The following is a 15964-nucleotide window of genomic DNA, read 5'->3' as shown; positions in this document are numbered from 1 at the left end:
AGTTGTTATTGACCTCTATACAGGCGGCTGATTATACGGCGTTCGCCGGAGCTATGCTGTATTTTTGTTAAATTAGCGTGAAAGACCGCTGAAATTTAGTTTTCACCCGCAATGATTTCGCGATCGTACCGGGCTTTTGTTATGCTTGCTGCTAGTAGCATTGGAAAGAGTCATTATGCAAGCCTGGTATTTACTTTATTGCAAACGTGGGCAACTTGAACGCGCCCAGGAACACCTTGAGCGGCAGGCCGTGAATTGCCTGATGCCAACGATCGAGCTGGAAAAAATCGTCCGCGGTAAACGCACGACGGTCAGCGAGCCACTGTTCCCAAATTATCTGTTTATCGAGTTCGATCCGGAAGTGATTCATACCACCACCATCAGCGCAACGCGCGGTGTGAACAGCTTTGTGCGTTTCGGCGCGCTGCCCGCCATCGTGCCGTCTGCCGTCATTCATCAGCTTTCCATCTACAAACCGGAAGGGATCACCGATCCGGAAACGCCGCACGAAGGCGATAGCGTGCTGATTACCGATGGCGCCTTTGAGGGTCTGCAGGCTATTTTTACCGAACCGGACGGTGAAGCCCGTTCAATGCTGCTGCTGAATTTACTTAACAAGCAGGTGCTACAGAGCGTTAAAAACACTGATTTTTATAAAATCTGACGGCGTCTAAAAGCGCACGCCAAAGAGTCTTCTGACGTTAGCATCGGTAATCTCTTCCAGCCACTGCGCCTCTTCCCCACGCCATCCCGCGATGCTGGTCAGAATATGCGGCAGGTAGGCGGGCTCATTACGGCGGGAAGAGGGTTTTGGCCGCATATCGCGGGGCAACAAATAGGGCGCATCAGACTCAACCAGCAGGCGATCTGCCGGAATATCGGCCAGCAAGGATCGCAGATCCAGCCCCCGACGCTCATCGCATACCCAGCCGGTGATACCAATAAATAAACCGTGCTCAAGGCATTCGCGCATCTCTTCACGGCTACCCGTAAAGCAATGCACAACGGCCCCCGGGAGCTTATCAAGCCAAGGAACCAGCAGGGCCAGAAAGCGCTCGTGCGCATCGCGACAGTGCAGAAATACCGGCATCGACAGCTCCGCTGCCAGCGCCAGCTGGGCGCTAAACGCCGCTTCTTGCTCCTGAGGCGCCGAAAAGTTGCGGTTGAAGTCGAGGCCGCATTCGCCAACCGCAACGACTTCCGGCTCGCGAGCCAGCGCATAGACCGCAGCCGCTACCGATTCCGTCCAGCAGCGACTATCGTGGGGATGAACGCCGGCCGTTGACCAGCATCCCGAATAACGGCGCGCCATCTGTTGCGCCTGCGCGCTTTCATGTAGGTTGGTTCCCGTCAACAGCATCCCGGTGACACCCGCCTCCCGAGCCCGGGAAACCACCTCATCGCGATCGCGGGAAAACTGCGAACTGGTCAGGTTTACGCCGATATCAAACATCATCGCTCCCATATGGCAACCGCCCTGGCGGGCGGTTGAGCGTTATTCTTCTTTACCCTGCGCCTCTTCGGCAGCGGCATCCTCGTCACGCGTAAGGCGTTTACCGGTGTAGAACCGCGCGAAGAAGACCCCAACCTCAAACAGACAGTACATCGGAATCGCCAGCAGAGTTTGCGAAAACACGTCCGGCGGAGTCAGCAGCATCCCCACAACGAATGCGCCAACCAGGACATAGGGACGTTTCTTACGCAGGTCTTCCGGCGTGGTGACGCCCATCCAGCACAGCAGCACGATGGCCACCGGAACCTCGAACGAGACGCCAAACGCGATAAACAGCGCCATCACAAAGTCGAGATAGCTGCGAATATCGGTAGAGACCTGTACGCCTTCAGGCGCCGCGTGGGTCAGAAAACCAAACGCCAGCGGGAAAACGACGAAGTAGGCGAAAGCCATACCGATATAGAACAGCAGCGTACTGGAGACCAGCAGCGGCATAACCAACCGACGCTCATGCTTATACAGCGCTGGCGCCACAAAGGCCCAGACCTGATACAGAATGACCGGTACCGATAAAATTATCGATACCATAAAGGTCAGCTTGATCGGCGTGAAGAAAGGCGAGGCCACATCCGTCGCGATCATGGTCGCGCCAACCGGCATCTGCCGAATAAGCGGCGCGGAAACCAGCTGATAGATATCGTTGGCGAAATAGACTAACGCCAGGAAAATGACCAGAATCGCAAGAATGCTGTTGATCAAGCGCTTGCGCAGCTCGATCAGATGCGTAATTAGCGGTTGAGTATCGTCTACGCCCATTTTTACTGTTTATCACTCGGTACAGGGGAGGAGGAATCGGAAGCCGCCACGGCAGTTTTTACTTTCACTGCCGGGATTTCACTCTGCGAAGCGGGAAGCTCTTCAGCCACGGGGTCAGGCGCATGCTCCGGCGCACTGACCTGGTGTTCAGCCGTCGCCGGCGTCACGTCCTTGCGCTGCTCTTCACTCCCTTTAACGACTGGGTTGTGAATGGTGTTGGCTTCGTCGCTGGCTTTTTCAGGATCGTGGGCGGAGTAGGATCGCTTCATAGATTCAGCCGCTTCACGCAGCTCATCCATTGAAGCTTTTAGCTCGGGCGTCAGGTTGTCCAGGCTGGCCTTTTCCACCTTTTTAAGGCTTTCCTGAAACTCCTGCAGTTTTAATTCCTGCGTTATTTCATTTTGTACGGTAGCCGCAAGCGACCGCAGCGTGCGGATCCAGCTAACCACCGTCTTTACCGCTACCGGCAGTCGCTGCGGCCCCAAAACGATGAGGCCAATCACGAATACCAGCAGCAGCTCACTAAAACCGATATCGAACACGAATTACACCTGCTCTTTGTCGTGGCGTTTAGTCTCGTCTTTCTTTACATCATCCGGTTTATCAGCAAGGGTTTTCGCCGCAAAATCGGCATCGGGTGCGGATTTTTCCGGTTTATCTTCGTCGCTCATGGCCTTTTTAAAGCCTTTGATCGACGCCCCTAGATCTGAACCGAGCGAGCTCAGCTTTTTTGTCCCAAAAAGCAGAACCACGATGACGACAACAATGAGTAACTGCCAAATACTGATACCACCCATACACATTCCCCTATGACAGATGATGAATTATTAGGACGCATTATACACATTATGCGCAGTGATAAAGGCGGCCGCCGTCAGTTCGTCTTTCGCCAACCGATAAGCCAGGTCACGACGCCAGCGGCCATCAGCCAGCCGGGCATCATGCCCCACTCGGGACGATGAATGAATAGCAGCGTACCACTCAGTAATAAAACCGCGCCTATACCAAACAGATAGCGGGATTGACCCTGGCGCACGTGCCGCACCTGGATGTCGCGCACGATGGTATCGACGCTATTCTGCAGCTGCTTGCTTTGCTGCAGGCTCTGGTACACCAGTTCCGGTATTTCCGGCATTCTTTCGATCCAGAACGGCGCTTTTTCTTTAAACGCTCGCACCAGAGCTGGAATGCCCACCTGATCTTTGATCCACGACTCAAGGAACGGTTTCGCCGTTTTCCACAAGTCTAACTGAGGATAGAGCTGGCGACCTACACCTTCTACGTAAAGTAATGTCTTCTGCAGCAGAACCAGCTGCGGCTGCACTTCCATATTGAAACGTCGCGCCGTATTAAACAGGTTCAACAACACGTGGCCAAACGAGATTTCCGCCAGCGGTTTTTCAAAAATTGGCTCGCAGACGGTACGAATAGCAAACTCGAACTCTTCAACGTTGGTATCCGCGGGAACCCAGCCGGAATCAACGTGCAGCTCCGCAACTTTGCGGTAATCCCGATTAAAGAAGGCAATGAAGTTCTCCGCCAGATAGCGCTTATCTTCTTTGTTCAGCGAACCGACGATACCGCAGTCAATACCAATATACTGCGGATCTTCCGGATGATTACGGCTGACAAAAATATTGCCCGGATGCATGTCAGCATGGAAGAAGCTGTCGCGGAAAACCTGGGTAAAGAAGACCTGCACGCCACGCTCGGCCAGCAGCTTCATGTTAGTCCCCTGCGCTTCCAACGCGGCGACGTCGGACACCGGGATCCCGTAAATCCGCTCCATCACCATCATGCCTTCGCTGCAGTAGTCCGAATAAACTTCCGGGACATAAAGCATTGGGCTCTCGTCGAAGTTGCGGCGAAGCTGGATAGCGTTCGCCGATTCACGCAGCAGGTTGAGCTCATCCAACAGCGTTTTTTCGTATTCGCGAACCACTTCCTGCGGGCGAAGGCGACGGCCGTCCGGTAACAGACGCGGCACCCAGCGGGCAAGACGGTAGATGAGCTTCATATCCGCTTTAATAACCGGAACGATATCCGGGCGGATCACCTTAATGACCACCTCTTTGCCGTTCTCTTTCAGACGCGCGGTATGCACCTGGGCAATAGAAGCGGAAGCGAGCGGTTCAATCGAGAAATCATCAAACCAGGCTTCTACCGGCAGGCCGCCCATGGCTTGCTCAATCTGCTTTTTGGCCTGCAGACCGTCAAAAGGCGCGACGCGATCCTGCAGCATGGCCAACTGATCGGCAATGTGCGGCGGAAACAGGTCGCGACGGGTCGAGAGCATCTGGCCAAACTTGATCCACACTGGCCCCAGTTCCTGTAATGCGAGACGCAGTCGCTCGCCAAGAGGACGATCTTTGTGGCGATTGGGCATCCAGAAGAGCATCCGCCTCCAGATTCGCAGCGGCAGCGTGATACGCATTTTGGGAATGAGCTCATCCAGCCCGTAGCTCAAAAAGGTGTGGACGATAAAATACAGGCGCCGTATTTCTCCTGGCGTCATTTGCCCTCCAGCGTTTCCAGCCGTTTTTCCAGCGCGGCCAGGGTTCGTTCCACCGCAGCGGTTTCCTCTGCAAACCAAGCCAGCTCCAGCGGCCCAGGCGCCAGACGCCACTCTTCGGTAATCACTTCCGCGACATAGCGCTGCTGGCGCTGAGCGCCATGCAGAAGAAAACGAGCGCCGCCGCGTAATACTTTACTGAAGCCTTCCGCAACAACATCACCGGTATACGGGGCGAGCAGTTCAGCCGGATCGAACTCCGCCAGATCGCAAAGCATGACGGTATTTTGCACCACCTGCAGATCGCCCTCTACTTCGAGATCGCCGCTACGAATCAGCGCGGTAAGCTGCTGACGATTGCGCAGCTGCGGAAGCACGCTCAGGCGGGTACGCACGGTGCAGTCAGCCTCGCCTTCCCATGCGCCCAGCACGTCTACCTGACGCTCGCTAAAAACCAGCACCACGGGTGCGGAAAGCTCTTGCAGCTCGACGCGCAGCACTTTCCCCAGCAGACGCTGGCGGGCGGGTTTCAGCGCCCGATCGCGCCAGAGGAAAGCATTGAGGACCGTCTCAAGACCGGCGGTAACCAGTGGTTTGAAAGGCATATCGTCCCTCCTGTCAGAACTTATAACCGCGGTGTAGCGCAACGATACCTGCCGTGAGGTTGTAGTAGTCGACGCTTTCAAACCCTGCGTCCTGCATCATGCCTTTCAGCGTCTCCTGATCGGGGTGCATTCGAATAGATTCAGCAAGATAACGATAGCTTTCGGCATCTTTAGCAACCAGCTCACCCACGCGCGGCAGAATATGGAAGGAATAAGCGTCGTAGGCTTTGCTGAACGGCTCAATAATCGGTTTCGAGAATTCCAGCACCAGCAGACGACCGCCCGGTTTTAGCACGCGATACATGGAGCGCAGCGCTTTTTCTTTATCGGTCACATTTCGCAGGCCGAAGGAAATCGTAATACAATCAAAGGTATTGTCCGCAAAAGGCAGCGCTTCAGCGTTTGCCTGGACGTATTCCACGTTGCCGACGATGCCGATGTTGCGCAGCTTCTCACGGCCCATTTTCAGCATTGAGTCGTTGATATCCGCTAGCATCACGCGGCCGGTTTCTCCCACCAGACGAGAGAATTTCGCCGTCAGATCGCCGGTACCACCCGCCAGATCCAATACGGTTTGCCCGCGGCGGACGCCGCTGCAGTCGATGGTGAAACGCTTCCACAAACGATGAATACCGAACGACATCAGGTCGTTCATGACGTCATATTTTGCGGCCACAGAATGAAATACATGCGCCACCATGTCAGCTTTCTGCTCTTTGGCGACAGTCTGAAAGCCAAAATGCGTCGTTTCTTGTGAATCCTCAACCATCTCAATGCCTGCTTACTTATCAAGAAAATGTTCGTTGAGTGTAACAGGTTTAGCGCACTTCCCATACGCTTCAACGCGGCTGAGGGCGGTTATCATATGCGGCGGCAGCGGCCGTATCGGAAGAAAAATTGTTATCTTCCTGAACGTTACCGTCATCTGTAAGGAAGTATTCCTCATCCTGTGTGATAGCCTGTTCGACTAAGTCAGGATTAATCCCACGTTTAACCTCCACGCCCAGCTCGCGAAATGATTCCGCCTGCACCAGCAGGTTGCCTCGCCCGGAAGCGAGCTTTTTCATCGCCTGGCGGTAGTTATCCTGGGCTTTATCCAGGCTCTGGCCGATAGCGGACATATCGTCAACAAATAGGCGCATTTTGTCGTACAGCCGCCCCGCTCTTTCGGCAATTTTCTGCGCGTTACGGCTCTGATGCTCATAGCGCCAGAGATTGGCGATAGTCCGCAGCGCCACCAGCAGCGTGGTCGGGCTCACCAGCATAATGTTGTTTTTCAGCGCTTCGCTAATGAGTTCCGGCTGGCGATCGATCGCCAGCAGGAAGGCTGGCTCCACCGGGATAAACATCAGAACGTAGTCGAGCGAGCGCAACCCCGGCAGTTGCTGGTAGTCTTTACGCCCCAGCAGGCGCATATGGTTGCGTACGGAAGCGATATGCTCCTGCAGCGCCGCTTCACGGGTGTAATCATCTTCGGCATTGAAATAGCGTTCGTAGGCCACCAGGGTCATCTTGGCATCGATAACCACGTCTTTCCCCTGCGGCAAACGGACAATCACATCGGGCTGCATCCGCGAGCGGTTGTCCGTTTCGATGCTCACCTGGGTCTGATATTCATGACCCTCCCGCAGCCCGGACGCTTCCAGCACGCGGGTCAATACCACCTCGCCCCAGTTGCCCTGGGTTTTGTTATCGCCCTTAAGCGCGCGAGTCAGGTTCAGCGCCTCTTGGGCCATTTGCGCATTAAGCTGCTGGAGATTACGGATTTCATGAGCCAGGGTGTGGCGCTCCCGCGCTTCCTGGCCAAAGCTATCCTGCACCTGACGGCGAAAACCATCCAGCTGCTCGCGAAGCGGCGTCAGCAGGCCGTGCAGGCTCTGGCGATTCTGCTCATCCACCCGTCGGTTGCTGTGCTCAAAGATGCGGTTCGCCAGATTCTCAAACTGCTCGCTAAGCCGCTGCTCGCTGTTGACCATCTGGCGGATTTTATCTTCGGCATGCAGCTGAGTGGATTCAAGGCGGGTTGTCACTTCACGGAGATCGGCCTCCAGCGAGGCGTTGATATCGCGCAGGCTGCGCAGCTCGTTATTGAGCAGCTCGCACTCTTCTCGCCAGTGGGACTCCTGCACCAGCTGCTGGCGGGCCGCGCTCAGTTCAATATCCAGCTCGCGCCGCTCTTCAATAAGATCGGCGCGAATTTGATCGGCGTGCGCTTTCGTCGCCAGCCAGCCAACAATCAGGCCCACGGCTAGCGCCGCAACGGCACTCATAATAATCGAAATATCCACAACGCCCCCTGCGGCAACCACTTACGGCACAAAATAGAATTGTGCTGTACAAACGTCCAGTTGGAAAGGGTTTTCCTGCGAGGCGCTACGCAAAAAAGAAGAGCCGGAGAGTCCGGCCCTTTTCGGAAAGGAGAAGAACTACAGCAGGCGACGCGCCGCTTCCACGACAATTTTCACCGCATGGCTTTCGGTTTGCTTCATGGTTTCCGCGTTCGGAATTTCCTGCTGGGTACGGTTGACGATAACCCCGGCAACCATCCCGGCGCGCAGGCCCTGGCTGGCGCACATCGTCAGCAGCGTGGCGGATTCCATTTCATAGTTCATCACGCCCATCGACTGCCACTCTTCCATCGAGCCTTTAAAGCGGCTCACAACGCGGCCGGAGAAGGTGTCGTAACGTTCCTGTCCCGGATAGAAGGTGTCGGAGGAGGCAGTCACGCCGATATGGGTGGTCGCGCCGATAGATTTCGCCGCTTCAACCAGCGCGGTAGTGCATTCAAAATCAGCCACCGCCGGGAACTCCATGGGCGCAAAGTGCAGACTTGCACCGTCCAGGCGCACAGAAGCGGTAGTCACCAGAACATCGCCTACGTTGATGTGCGGCTGGATGGCGCCGGTGGTGCCAATGCGCAGGAAGGTACGGATGCCGAGCTGGGCCAGTTCTTCCACGGCGATAGAGGTCGATGGGCCGCCGATACCGGTGGAGCAGACAATCACTGCTTTACCGTCCAGCTCCGCGCGCCAGGTGGTGAATTCACGGTGAGATGCCAGCTTAACCGGCTTATCCATCAGCGCGGCGATCTTTTCCACACGCTCTGGATCGCCAGGGACGATAGCCAGCGTAGCCCCTTGTAAATCGTTTTTGGTGAGGCCGAGATGAAAAACATCAGACTTGGACATAAAAAACTCCTCTGTGGGTCGAATTATCAGCAGAAGCAAAACGGTACTTTACAGAAGCTGTCGGCTCAATTTTGTGACAACAATCACCATGAATGAAATTCATTGCAATAACTTTCCATAAAATAGTGATATACATCACATTAACAAGCAAAATCGCGGAAGCCTGAACAAAAGATAGCCTGTTTCGGGCACTGTGTTTGGTTAACGTCCTGTCCAGAGCAGCTATAGTTATTGCTGCGCTAATAAATTAAGGGTACGGAGAATACCATGACGACAATTAAGCAAACCGGCTTTGCACCTGCAGCCACGCCGCACGCCTCAACTGCCGTTCACACATCAGATGAGAACATCGTCTGCGGAGAGACATCAATCCCTTCGCAGGGGGATAACATGCCGGCATTCCACGCCCGCCCGGGGAACGTCGACGGCCCGCTGCCGGTCGTTATTGTGGTTCAGGAAATTTTCGGCGTGCATGAACATATCCGCGATATTTGCCGCCGTCTGGCGAAAGAGGGGTATCTGGCTATCGCACCAGAGCTGTACTTCCGCCAGGGCGACCCTAATGATTACAGCGACATCCCTTCTCTGTTCCAGGGGCTGGTTAAAAAAGTGCCGGACTCTCAAGTGCTGGCCGACCTCGATCACGTGGCCAGTTGGGCCTCCCGCCACGGCGGCGATGCCCATCGCCTGCTGATTACCGGCTTCTGCTGGGGCGGGCGCATTACCTGGCTGTACGCTGCGCATAACCCGCAGCTAAAAGCCGCCGTCGCCTGGTACGGCAAACTGGTCGGAGAGAAAACGTTGAATTCGCCGAAGCATCCGGTCGATATTGCCGTCGATCTCAACGCGCCGGTTTTAGGGCTCTATGGCGCGAAAGATGACAGCATTCCGCAGGATACGGTGGAAACCATGCGCCAGGCGCTGCGGGCGGCCAACGCCACGGCGGAGATCGTGGTTTACCCGCACGCTGACCACGCCTTTAATGCCGACTATCGCGCCAGCTATCATGAAGAGTCGGCGAAGGACGGCTGGCAACGGATGCTGGCCTGGTTTGCCCAGCATGGCAGTAAGCGCGGTTAAAGTTCAGCTATTGCCGATATGGCGCTTCACCATCCCGGCAATAGTACCGTCCGCTATCCATGAAGAAAGGCAGCGGCAAATAAATTCATAATGCTGCGGCGCATTGCGCGGTACGCATATCGCCTGGCGTATCTGGCTAAAGCTGTCGGGCAGAACGCGCAACGCCGGGTTTTCCTGCGCGGCTTGCTCCAGAGGCTGGCGAATACCGGCCGCCATATCGCCTTCGCCGTGGATGAACGCCTGAATAGCCTCCTGAGAAGTGGCGTACTGGCGCATCGTCGCGTGTTTTAGCGTGCGAATCAGATACAGCTCGTAGGCCGCACCTTTGCCCACGTTTATCACCACACCTTCTCGGTCCATCTCCTGAACCGACCCTATTTCACTCTCTTTTTTAACCATCGCCGAGCTTTCGATGGTGACGTAGGGCGGCGTGAAGCGAAGCTTATCTTCCCGCGCCGGGTCGATAGCCAGAAAGGCGATATCCCATTGATCCTGCAGCGCAGCATCCACGACCTGCCCGGCCGTCGGCCAGGTCACAAACCGCGCTTCGCGCTGGCTCTCTGCCGCCAGCCTCTTTGCCAGCTCAACGGTTATCCCCCCCGGGGCACCTCCCGGCAACAGTGTCGTAAGAACCGGGTTACCCAGGTTAATGGCAAAACGCAAAAAGTCTTTTCGATCGTGGTGTTCACTCACTTTTCACCTCCGGACAGTCGCAACAGCCTCGTTTCAGAAAACGTTAAACGGTAGTCAAAGAGATCCGCCCTGAACAACCTCCAGCCATTGGGCGCTACCTTGCTGGTTCAGCATTCTCAATGCTGCGCGCCGCAGCATTTTTTATATTTACGCCCGCTGCCGCAGGGGCAAGGGTCGTTGCGGGAAGCCATCATCGGCGCCTGCTGCGCCTCTTGCGCCAGCCACTGCATTATCGCCGGAAGCGGATAACCGTTGTCCAGGAGCTGCCGCCAGACGTTCATATATGGCGTCACGTGTTTGAAAAAGTGCTGATAGCCCGCGCACAGATAGCTGTGGCCGGGACGGCCGCTCGGGGAAACGGCGAAACGATGCTTCGGGCAGCCGCCGTGGCAAACAAAACGAAACTCGCAGCGGCGGCAATCTGCCGTTAGCGTCTCTTGCTTCGCCTGGCCAAAGGCGATGGCCTGCGCGCTATTGTTCAGCTCCCGGATGCTCTGCTGATGAATATTGCCCAGCCTGTGCTCCGGGTAAACATAGTGATCGCAGTTATACAGATCGCCATTCGATTCCAGCGCAAAAGCGTGGCCGCAGGTGGCCGAATGTACGCACAGCACCGGCGGCTGGCCGGTCCACGCCGCCAGGGCGACGTCAAACATCTGCACATAGACGCGATCGACGTCGCGACGCACCCAGATATCGAAAATTTGGTTAAGAAACTCGCCGAAGTGCCAGGAGGGTACCGTCCAGGGCGCCAGCCGCGCCGCGCTCTCCCCCGGCAGTACCAGCTGTAGCGGAGCCGAGGCGTCGCTGCTCATCCGTTCGACCAGCGGGATAAACTGCATATAGCGCGAACCGGCCGCCAGCAGGAAATCGTACACTTCGCGGGCGTGATCAACGTTATGCTTGCCGACCACGGTCAGGGTGTTGAACTCAACGTTATGGGACTTCAATAGCGCCATCGCCGCAACAACCTTCTCGTGGGTTCCCTTTCCCGCGCGGTTGACGCGGTACTGGTTATGTAGATGCGCCGGACCGTCTATCGACAAGCCCACCAGAAAACCCTGCTCGGCAAAAAAACGCGCCCACTCATCGTCCACCAGTACGCCGTTAGTTTGCAGCGCATGTTCTATCTTCTTACCGTTGGCGTACTTGTCACACAGCTCAACGACCCGGCGAAAGAACGGCAGCCCCATCATCGTCGGCTCGCCGCCCTGCCAGGCAAAGGTCACCGCATCGCCGGACTGGGCGGCAATATGCTGGCGAATATAGTTTTCCAGCGTCTCATCTGACATGCGCCAGTTTTTATTCCGTTCCGGATAAAGCGCTTCTTTTTCCAGATAAAAGCAGTAGGTGCAATCGATGTTACACACCGAGCCGCTCGGCTTTGCCATCACGTGGCAGCCATGAATCATGCTAATTTCCCCTGCTTTGATGGCCCGGTAAATTCTGCCATTAACTGTTCTCTACAATGTACTGATAGCAGCTGGCGATATGGCGGGCGATGGTATATTCCACCAGCTCGCCGCGATCGTTAAATCCCTGGCGAGTCTTCACCAGCAGCGGCTCGCCTGCGGCAACCTGCAAAATATCGCAGTCCTGGGTCGTCGGCAGCTCGGCGGTAATGGTGTCTTTATAGCTATCGATATTCTCGCCGCGCTGTTCCAGCGCGCTGTACAATCCTTCTTTAAATGCGTCTAACGTCAGTTCGCCCAGACGCGGCGTCAGCCAGATATAGTTTACCTGCGCGGGAAGTTCGTTTTGTCGATAGATCGTACGGGTGAGACGCTGAATTTTCTGCTCCGCCGGGAGCACGAACGCCTGCGCCACTTCCGGCGGCGGTAAGAGCAGCTCAAGTGTCAGATTATGTCGCGAAATAGAGTGCTGCTGCTGGCCGTCAATCAGTCGAATGCGGGTTTTTACACCCTGTTTCTCGGAGGTGCTGATGACCATGGTGCCAATACCGGCCTGGCGTTTGACCAGCCCTTTTGCGGCAAGCTCGGCCAGCGCGCGCCGGGCCGTGATGCGGCTAACGCCGAACAGCTCTTCAAATTCGGCTTCGGTAGGCAGGACATCATTCTTCTTGTAGGTTCCGGACCTCAGCTTTTCCAGCAGGATGTCGTATAGCTGGGCGTACAAAGGCTTCGCCCCGCGAGAATAGTCCAGTTCTTCTTTCATTAACTTCGCACTCCTGTTCCCCGGCCGTGGCCGGGGGTACCCCTTAATCAAGTCGCATTTCTAACGCCATCTTATAGTACACGCTCTGATGCTGCTCCTCCGGAACCTCGTTCTGCACGAACGCCCACAAATTTTGCCGATCCCAGTTCGGCTGACAGGCGGCCCGCAGCTTTTCAGCCAGAGCGTTCTGTCCGCCCCCCTCCAGATGCTGCAGCAACGCATACAGCCCGTAGCGCACCTGCGGCGCAAAAGCGGACAGCTCCGGCAGCAGATGCGGATCCCGCCCGAGCAGCGGGCCTTGCGCATCGTCCAGCCCGTAGCGCGCGTACAGTTCGCCGGGCGCATCGTTTTCCTGCATCATGAAAATCATCTGCTCCCGCAGTCGCCGCGCCGCTTGTTGATCCCGACACTGGGTTTGCTGCGTCGGATCGCTCTGTAAATCATACAAGCGATGACCAAAGCGATCGGCGCCGCGGGTCATTACCGACTCGGCGGGAACTTTCATTACCGGGCAGCCCTTAGTAAAGCGAAACGGCGGATGCAGCGTCGTTGCGCGTAGCTCCTGCGGCGTAAAGCGGCGGTTGATCCGCGTTGGCATCAGGGTGTATTCGTACAGGCCATCAACGCCGCGCTCAACGGGCGAACGCATATAAACATAGCGACCATCAGTAATATTGATATGGCAGCCGTGATAACCAAACAGGGCATAGTCGCGTACCGGCGTATCGTCGCGCAACGCGGGCAACAGCGAGACGCCCTGCATATCCGCCGGTTTATTCAGGCCAAAACAGTCCAACAGCGTCGCGGGAAGATCGATGGTCTGCGCCAGCGCCTGACGAGACTCGCCCGCGCCGCCGTACTGCGGATGCCAGATAAATAAGGGAACATTCGCCACTTCGTTATACAACGGCATGATATTTTTCCCCCACCACTCATGCTCGCCGAGCAGAAAACCGTGGTCGGTGTTGACGATCAGCAGCGTGTCGCGCCACAGATCGTAACGATCCATATAGTCCAGCACCTTCCCGACGTACGCATCCACCATCGTCAGCAGCGCCATGTAGTACCGTTGGATCACGCTCTTGCGTTCGGCGCTTTCGGTGACGAAGTAGTACGGCGGCCAGCCGTCGAACTGCGCGGGATCGTCAATGCCGTACATCTTCAGGTATTTTTCCGGCACAAAAAAAGGCTCATGCGGATCGAAACACTCCAGCTGCAGAAACCAGCTGTCGCTGGCGTGGTTGGCGTCGATAAACGCCAGCCCTTTGCCAATCGTCCGCGCCAGATGATGATCCTCTTCGTTCTGCATAAACTGCGCGTTGATCTGATGCTGAACCCGGCTGGCGATGCGCCGCTGTTTGATCTCCTCCGGCTCGCCGGATTCGTAGCGGTATTTCGGCTTATTTACCACGCCTTTCCAGGCATCGCCCTCCTGACCGCGCACAAACTCGTAGGTACTGTAGCGAGAGTGATAGGTCGCCCCGCCGTCGCGCCAGTAGTGTTTATGGTCCGTCACCAGATGGGTGTGAATGCCGTTCTTCTTCAGCAGCTCCGGAACCGAATCATCGAACGGCTCGATCGGTGACCAGCCGCGATGTAAAAAGTTATAGCGTCCGGTATGCAGCTCCCGGCGCGCGGGCATGCAGGGCATGCTGCCGACATAGGCGTTATCAAAACGAACCGTACGCTCCTTCAGCCGCTGAAAATTCGGCGTGATCGCCCTGTCGCTGCCGTAGGCCGACAGCAGGCGCTTATTCAGCGAATCAAACATCAACATAATCGCTTTCATGCTTTACTCCTTCACTCTTCCTTCACGCCGTTTCTTTATCGTAACCGCGTACTTTGCCGACGATATAGGTCAGCACGAAGGCTGCGGCGCAGCCGGTTAACCATGAGAGGATGTACTGTAAATATTTACCGTCGGCGATGAGCGGCAGCGCGGAGAGCCCGGCGGCGCCCACGCCGTTGGTCGAAACCCCCAGCAGCACCACCATCATTCCGCCAAAGCCGGCGCCGATAGAACCGGTAATAAAGGCGAAACCGGCCGGGATATTGACGCCGAAAATCGTCGGCTCTCCCACCGCCAGGATGGAGGTCGGGATCGCCCCTTTGGCGATTTTCTTCATCATCGGATCGCGCGTCAGCAGCAGAACCGCCGTCGCCGCGCCAACCATTCCGGCGTTGGACATAATCTGAATGGCGAACAACGGAGCGTGCCCGGTCGCGTTGATCATCTCCAGGTGAATAGGGAACAAGCCATGGTGCAGGCCGAGTGAGATCAGGAACGGGAACAGCGCCGAGAGCGCAAAGCCCGCCGCAATGCCGCCGGTAGAGAGCAGGCCGTTTAGCCCGTGGAGGATACCGTTAGAAATAACGCCCGCCACCGGCATAATCACCAGCAGCAGCGCCGCTGCCATCACCACCAGTACGATGGTCGGCGTGACCACCACATCAACAATATCCGGGACAAAGCGCCGAACCTGCTTTTCCAACAGGCACATCAGCCAGGCGCAAAGAATGACGCCGATCAGCCCGCCCTGCCCCGGAATCAGCCCCAGCGCAGTAATCTGCGGCACGATGGTGATCGCCCCCAGCAGGCCGCCCATCACCGCGTTGCCGTCAAACTCTTTCGCCGCCGTCACGCCGGTATAGATGGCGAGGAAGCCGAACAGCGCTTTAGAGACGATATCAAGGAACTGGCTGATGCTGAGCAGGTGCCGTTGATCGAGCACCACCTGGGTTGGCGACAGATCCCCCAGCGCCGCCACCTGATTCGCCAGCGCCCAGGAGGCGGCGGAGTTCACCAGCAAGTTGTTAATCCCCATCAGAATACCGGCGGCGATCAACGACGGTAGGATCGGTACAAAAATATTGGCGATATGTTTAAGGATAATTTTGCTACGGGTCTGCTTTTTCGCCTTTTCCCGCGCCAGCTTTGCTTTTTGCTCAACATCGCTTAACGGGGTAGCATCCGCAGGCTGCCCCTTAAGCAGATCGTTAATCACGTTTGCGACCTTGGTCGATTTGCCCGGCCCGACGATCGCCTGCAGGGTATCGTCCTCCACCACGCCGAGTACGCCTTCGATGCTTTTGAGCGCGGCGATATCGACCCGCGATGGATCGCTTATGGTCATCCGTACGCGAGTCATACAGTTCGTCACGTGCAGCAAATTCGCCAGGCCGCCGCAGTGTTTCACAATCGCGTGTCCCACCTTGTTGTAGTCCATACAGAGGTTCCTTTATTATTTTTGTGTGCAATTGTTATAACAATATAATGTTATTATATTTGTGAGGAGCGTCATAAAGGCGAATTAACGATCGTTTTGCCGGCAGCAGAAACGAAAAAAGAGGCCGAAGCCTCCTTGAGCAGATAGTGGTCAGGATGAGCACATTTCCCGGGTTGCGCTGCATTTATTCGGGCTACCTGCCCACAGACGGCGGT

Annotated in this window: 16 protein-coding genes; 2 read left to right on the top strand and 14 right to left on the bottom strand. The window is 56.2% G+C overall.

Translation table 11 applies throughout. The features are described from left to right. The first annotated feature begins 175 nt into the window (after window positions 1–175). Window positions 176–664 carry a transcription/translation regulatory transformer protein RfaH gene (rfaH, locus tag IYV58_RS01100; RefSeq protein ID WP_004097595.1) on the top strand — a complete coding sequence of 163 codons (489 nt, stop codon included), beginning with the start codon at window positions 176–178 and terminating at the stop codon, window positions 662–664. A gap of 6 nt (window positions 665–670) precedes the next feature. Here rfaH and tatD read toward each other — a convergent pair whose 3' ends face one another. The 9 genes from tatD to udp form a co-directional block, all read right to left on the bottom strand. Further along, on the bottom strand, window positions 671–1465 hold the full coding sequence (gene tatD / locus IYV58_RS01095) for a 3'-5' ssDNA/RNA exonuclease TatD (protein ID WP_177447649.1): 795 nt from the start codon (window positions 1463–1465) through the stop codon (window positions 671–673). A 30-nt stretch (window positions 1466–1495) separates the two neighbouring features. After that, window positions 1496–2269: a Sec-independent protein translocase subunit TatC gene (gene tatC, locus IYV58_RS01090; RefSeq protein WP_004107787.1), complete on the bottom strand. Its 774-nt coding sequence runs from the start codon at window positions 2267–2269 to the stop codon at window positions 1496–1498. Between the two features lie 2 nt (window positions 2270–2271). Then, a complete protein-coding gene (gene tatB, locus IYV58_RS01085) occupies window positions 2272–2811 on the bottom strand; it encodes a Sec-independent protein translocase protein TatB (protein ID WP_004127539.1) in 540 nt (179 codons plus the stop codon). A 3-nt stretch (window positions 2812–2814) separates the two neighbouring features. After that, complete coding sequence (gene tatA / locus IYV58_RS01080; RefSeq protein WP_004127537.1) at window positions 2815–3066, bottom strand: Sec-independent protein translocase subunit TatA; 252 nt, start codon at window positions 3064–3066, stop codon at window positions 2815–2817. Window positions 3067–3143: 77 nt separating this feature from the next. Beyond that, complete coding sequence (gene ubiB, locus IYV58_RS01075; RefSeq protein WP_004127535.1) at window positions 3144–4784, bottom strand: ubiquinone biosynthesis regulatory protein kinase UbiB; 1641 nt, start codon at window positions 4782–4784, stop codon at window positions 3144–3146. Further along, window positions 4781–5386, bottom strand: a complete 606-nt coding sequence (gene ubiJ / locus IYV58_RS01070; protein ID WP_195729375.1) for a ubiquinone biosynthesis protein UbiJ — start codon at window positions 5384–5386, stop codon at window positions 4781–4783. The genes ubiB and ubiJ overlap by 4 nt, the downstream gene beginning before the upstream one ends. A 13-nt stretch (window positions 5387–5399) precedes the next feature. Next, the gene (ubiE, locus tag IYV58_RS01065; RefSeq protein WP_195729374.1) at window positions 5400–6155 is read right to left on the bottom strand and encodes a bifunctional demethylmenaquinone methyltransferase/2-methoxy-6-polyprenyl-1,4-benzoquinol methylase UbiE; all 756 of its coding nucleotides are present in this window, start codon (window positions 6153–6155) and stop codon (window positions 5400–5402) included. A 70-nt stretch (window positions 6156–6225) separates the two neighbouring features. Continuing rightward, a complete protein-coding gene (rmuC, locus tag IYV58_RS01060) occupies window positions 6226–7674 on the bottom strand; it encodes a DNA recombination protein RmuC (protein ID WP_004127527.1) in 1449 nt (482 codons plus the stop codon). Between the two features lie 138 nt (window positions 7675–7812). After that, on the bottom strand, window positions 7813–8574 hold the full coding sequence (udp, locus tag IYV58_RS01055; RefSeq protein ID WP_004127525.1) for a uridine phosphorylase: 762 nt from the start codon (window positions 8572–8574) through the stop codon (window positions 7813–7815). Window positions 8575–8841: 267 nt separating this feature from the next. Between udp and IYV58_RS01050 the strand changes: the two genes are divergently transcribed. Next, window positions 8842–9654 (top strand): dienelactone hydrolase family protein, encoded by an 813-nt coding sequence (locus IYV58_RS01050; protein ID WP_123828586.1) that lies wholly within the window; start codon window positions 8842–8844, stop codon window positions 9652–9654. Window positions 9655–9657: 3 nt separating this feature from the next. Here the strand turns inward: IYV58_RS01050 and IYV58_RS01045 are convergent, their stop codons facing one another. From IYV58_RS01045 to IYV58_RS01025, 5 genes are all read right to left on the bottom strand, one after another. After that, window positions 9658–10347, bottom strand: coding sequence for a transporter substrate-binding domain-containing protein (locus IYV58_RS01045; RefSeq protein WP_004127518.1), 690 nt, complete (start codon window positions 10345–10347; stop codon window positions 9658–9660). 116 nt (window positions 10348–10463) lie between these two features. Continuing rightward, complete coding sequence (locus tag IYV58_RS01040; RefSeq protein ID WP_195729373.1) at window positions 10464–11759, bottom strand: anaerobic sulfatase maturase; 1296 nt, start codon at window positions 11757–11759, stop codon at window positions 10464–10466. A 40-nt stretch (window positions 11760–11799) separates the two neighbouring features. Next, the gene (locus IYV58_RS01035) at window positions 11800–12522 is read right to left on the bottom strand and encodes a GntR family transcriptional regulator (protein ID WP_004127511.1); all 723 of its coding nucleotides are present in this window, start codon (window positions 12520–12522) and stop codon (window positions 11800–11802) included. Between the two features lie 43 nt (window positions 12523–12565). Next, entirely contained in the window at window positions 12566–14311 is a 1746-nt protein-coding gene (locus IYV58_RS01030; RefSeq protein WP_123828588.1) for a sulfatase, read from the bottom strand. A gap of 22 nt (window positions 14312–14333) precedes the next feature. Next, window positions 14334–15749 carry a PTS transporter subunit EIIC gene (locus IYV58_RS01025; protein ID WP_142446352.1) on the bottom strand — a complete coding sequence of 472 codons (1416 nt, stop codon included), beginning with the start codon at window positions 15747–15749 and terminating at the stop codon, window positions 14334–14336. Between the last annotated feature and the right edge of the window lie 215 nt (window positions 15750–15964).

The sequence above is a fragment of the Klebsiella sp. BDA134-6 genome, assembly GCF_015601345.1.
In the GTDB taxonomy this organism is placed as follows: Bacteria; Pseudomonadota; Gammaproteobacteria; order Enterobacterales; family Enterobacteriaceae; genus Klebsiella; species Klebsiella grimontii.
The sequence above is the reverse complement of the archived record's forward strand: the minus strand, read 5'-3'. Positions and strand labels throughout refer to the sequence as shown.

Coding starts and splice junctions, on each gene's coding strand:
- rfaH (WP_004097595.1), top strand. CDS start 176: ATGCAAGCCTGGTATTTACTTTATTGCAAACGTGGGCAACTTGAACGC.
- tatD (WP_177447649.1), bottom strand. CDS start 1,465: ATGGGAGCGATGATGTTTGATATCGGCGTAAACCTGACCAGTTCGCAG.
- tatC (WP_004107787.1), bottom strand. CDS start 2,269: ATGGGCGTAGACGATACTCAACCGCTAATTACGCATCTGATCGAGCTG.
- tatA (WP_004127537.1), bottom strand. CDS start 3,066: ATGGGTGGTATCAGTATTTGGCAGTTACTCATTGTTGTCGTCATCGTG.
- ubiB (WP_004127535.1), bottom strand. CDS start 4,784: ATGACGCCAGGAGAAATACGGCGCCTGTATTTTATCGTCCACACCTTT.
- ubiJ (WP_195729375.1), bottom strand. CDS start 5,386: ATGCCTTTCAAACCACTGGTTACCGCCGGTCTTGAGACGGTCCTCAAT.
- ubiE (WP_195729374.1), bottom strand. CDS start 6,155: ATGGTTGAGGATTCACAAGAAACGACGCATTTTGGCTTTCAGACTGTC.
- udp (WP_004127525.1), bottom strand. CDS start 8,574: ATGTCCAAGTCTGATGTTTTTCATCTCGGCCTCACCAAAAACGATTTA.
- IYV58_RS01050 (WP_123828586.1), top strand. CDS start 8,842: ATGACGACAATTAAGCAAACCGGCTTTGCACCTGCAGCCACGCCGCAC.
- IYV58_RS01040 (WP_195729373.1), bottom strand. CDS start 11,759: ATGATTCATGGCTGCCACGTGATGGCAAAGCCGAGCGGCTCGGTGTGT.
- IYV58_RS01035 (WP_004127511.1), bottom strand. CDS start 12,522: ATGAAAGAAGAACTGGACTATTCTCGCGGGGCGAAGCCTTTGTACGCC.
- IYV58_RS01030 (WP_123828588.1), bottom strand. CDS start 14,311: ATGAAAGCGATTATGTTGATGTTTGATTCGCTGAATAAGCGCCTGCTG.
- IYV58_RS01025 (WP_142446352.1), bottom strand. CDS start 15,749: ATGGACTACAACAAGGTGGGACACGCGATTGTGAAACACTGCGGCGGC.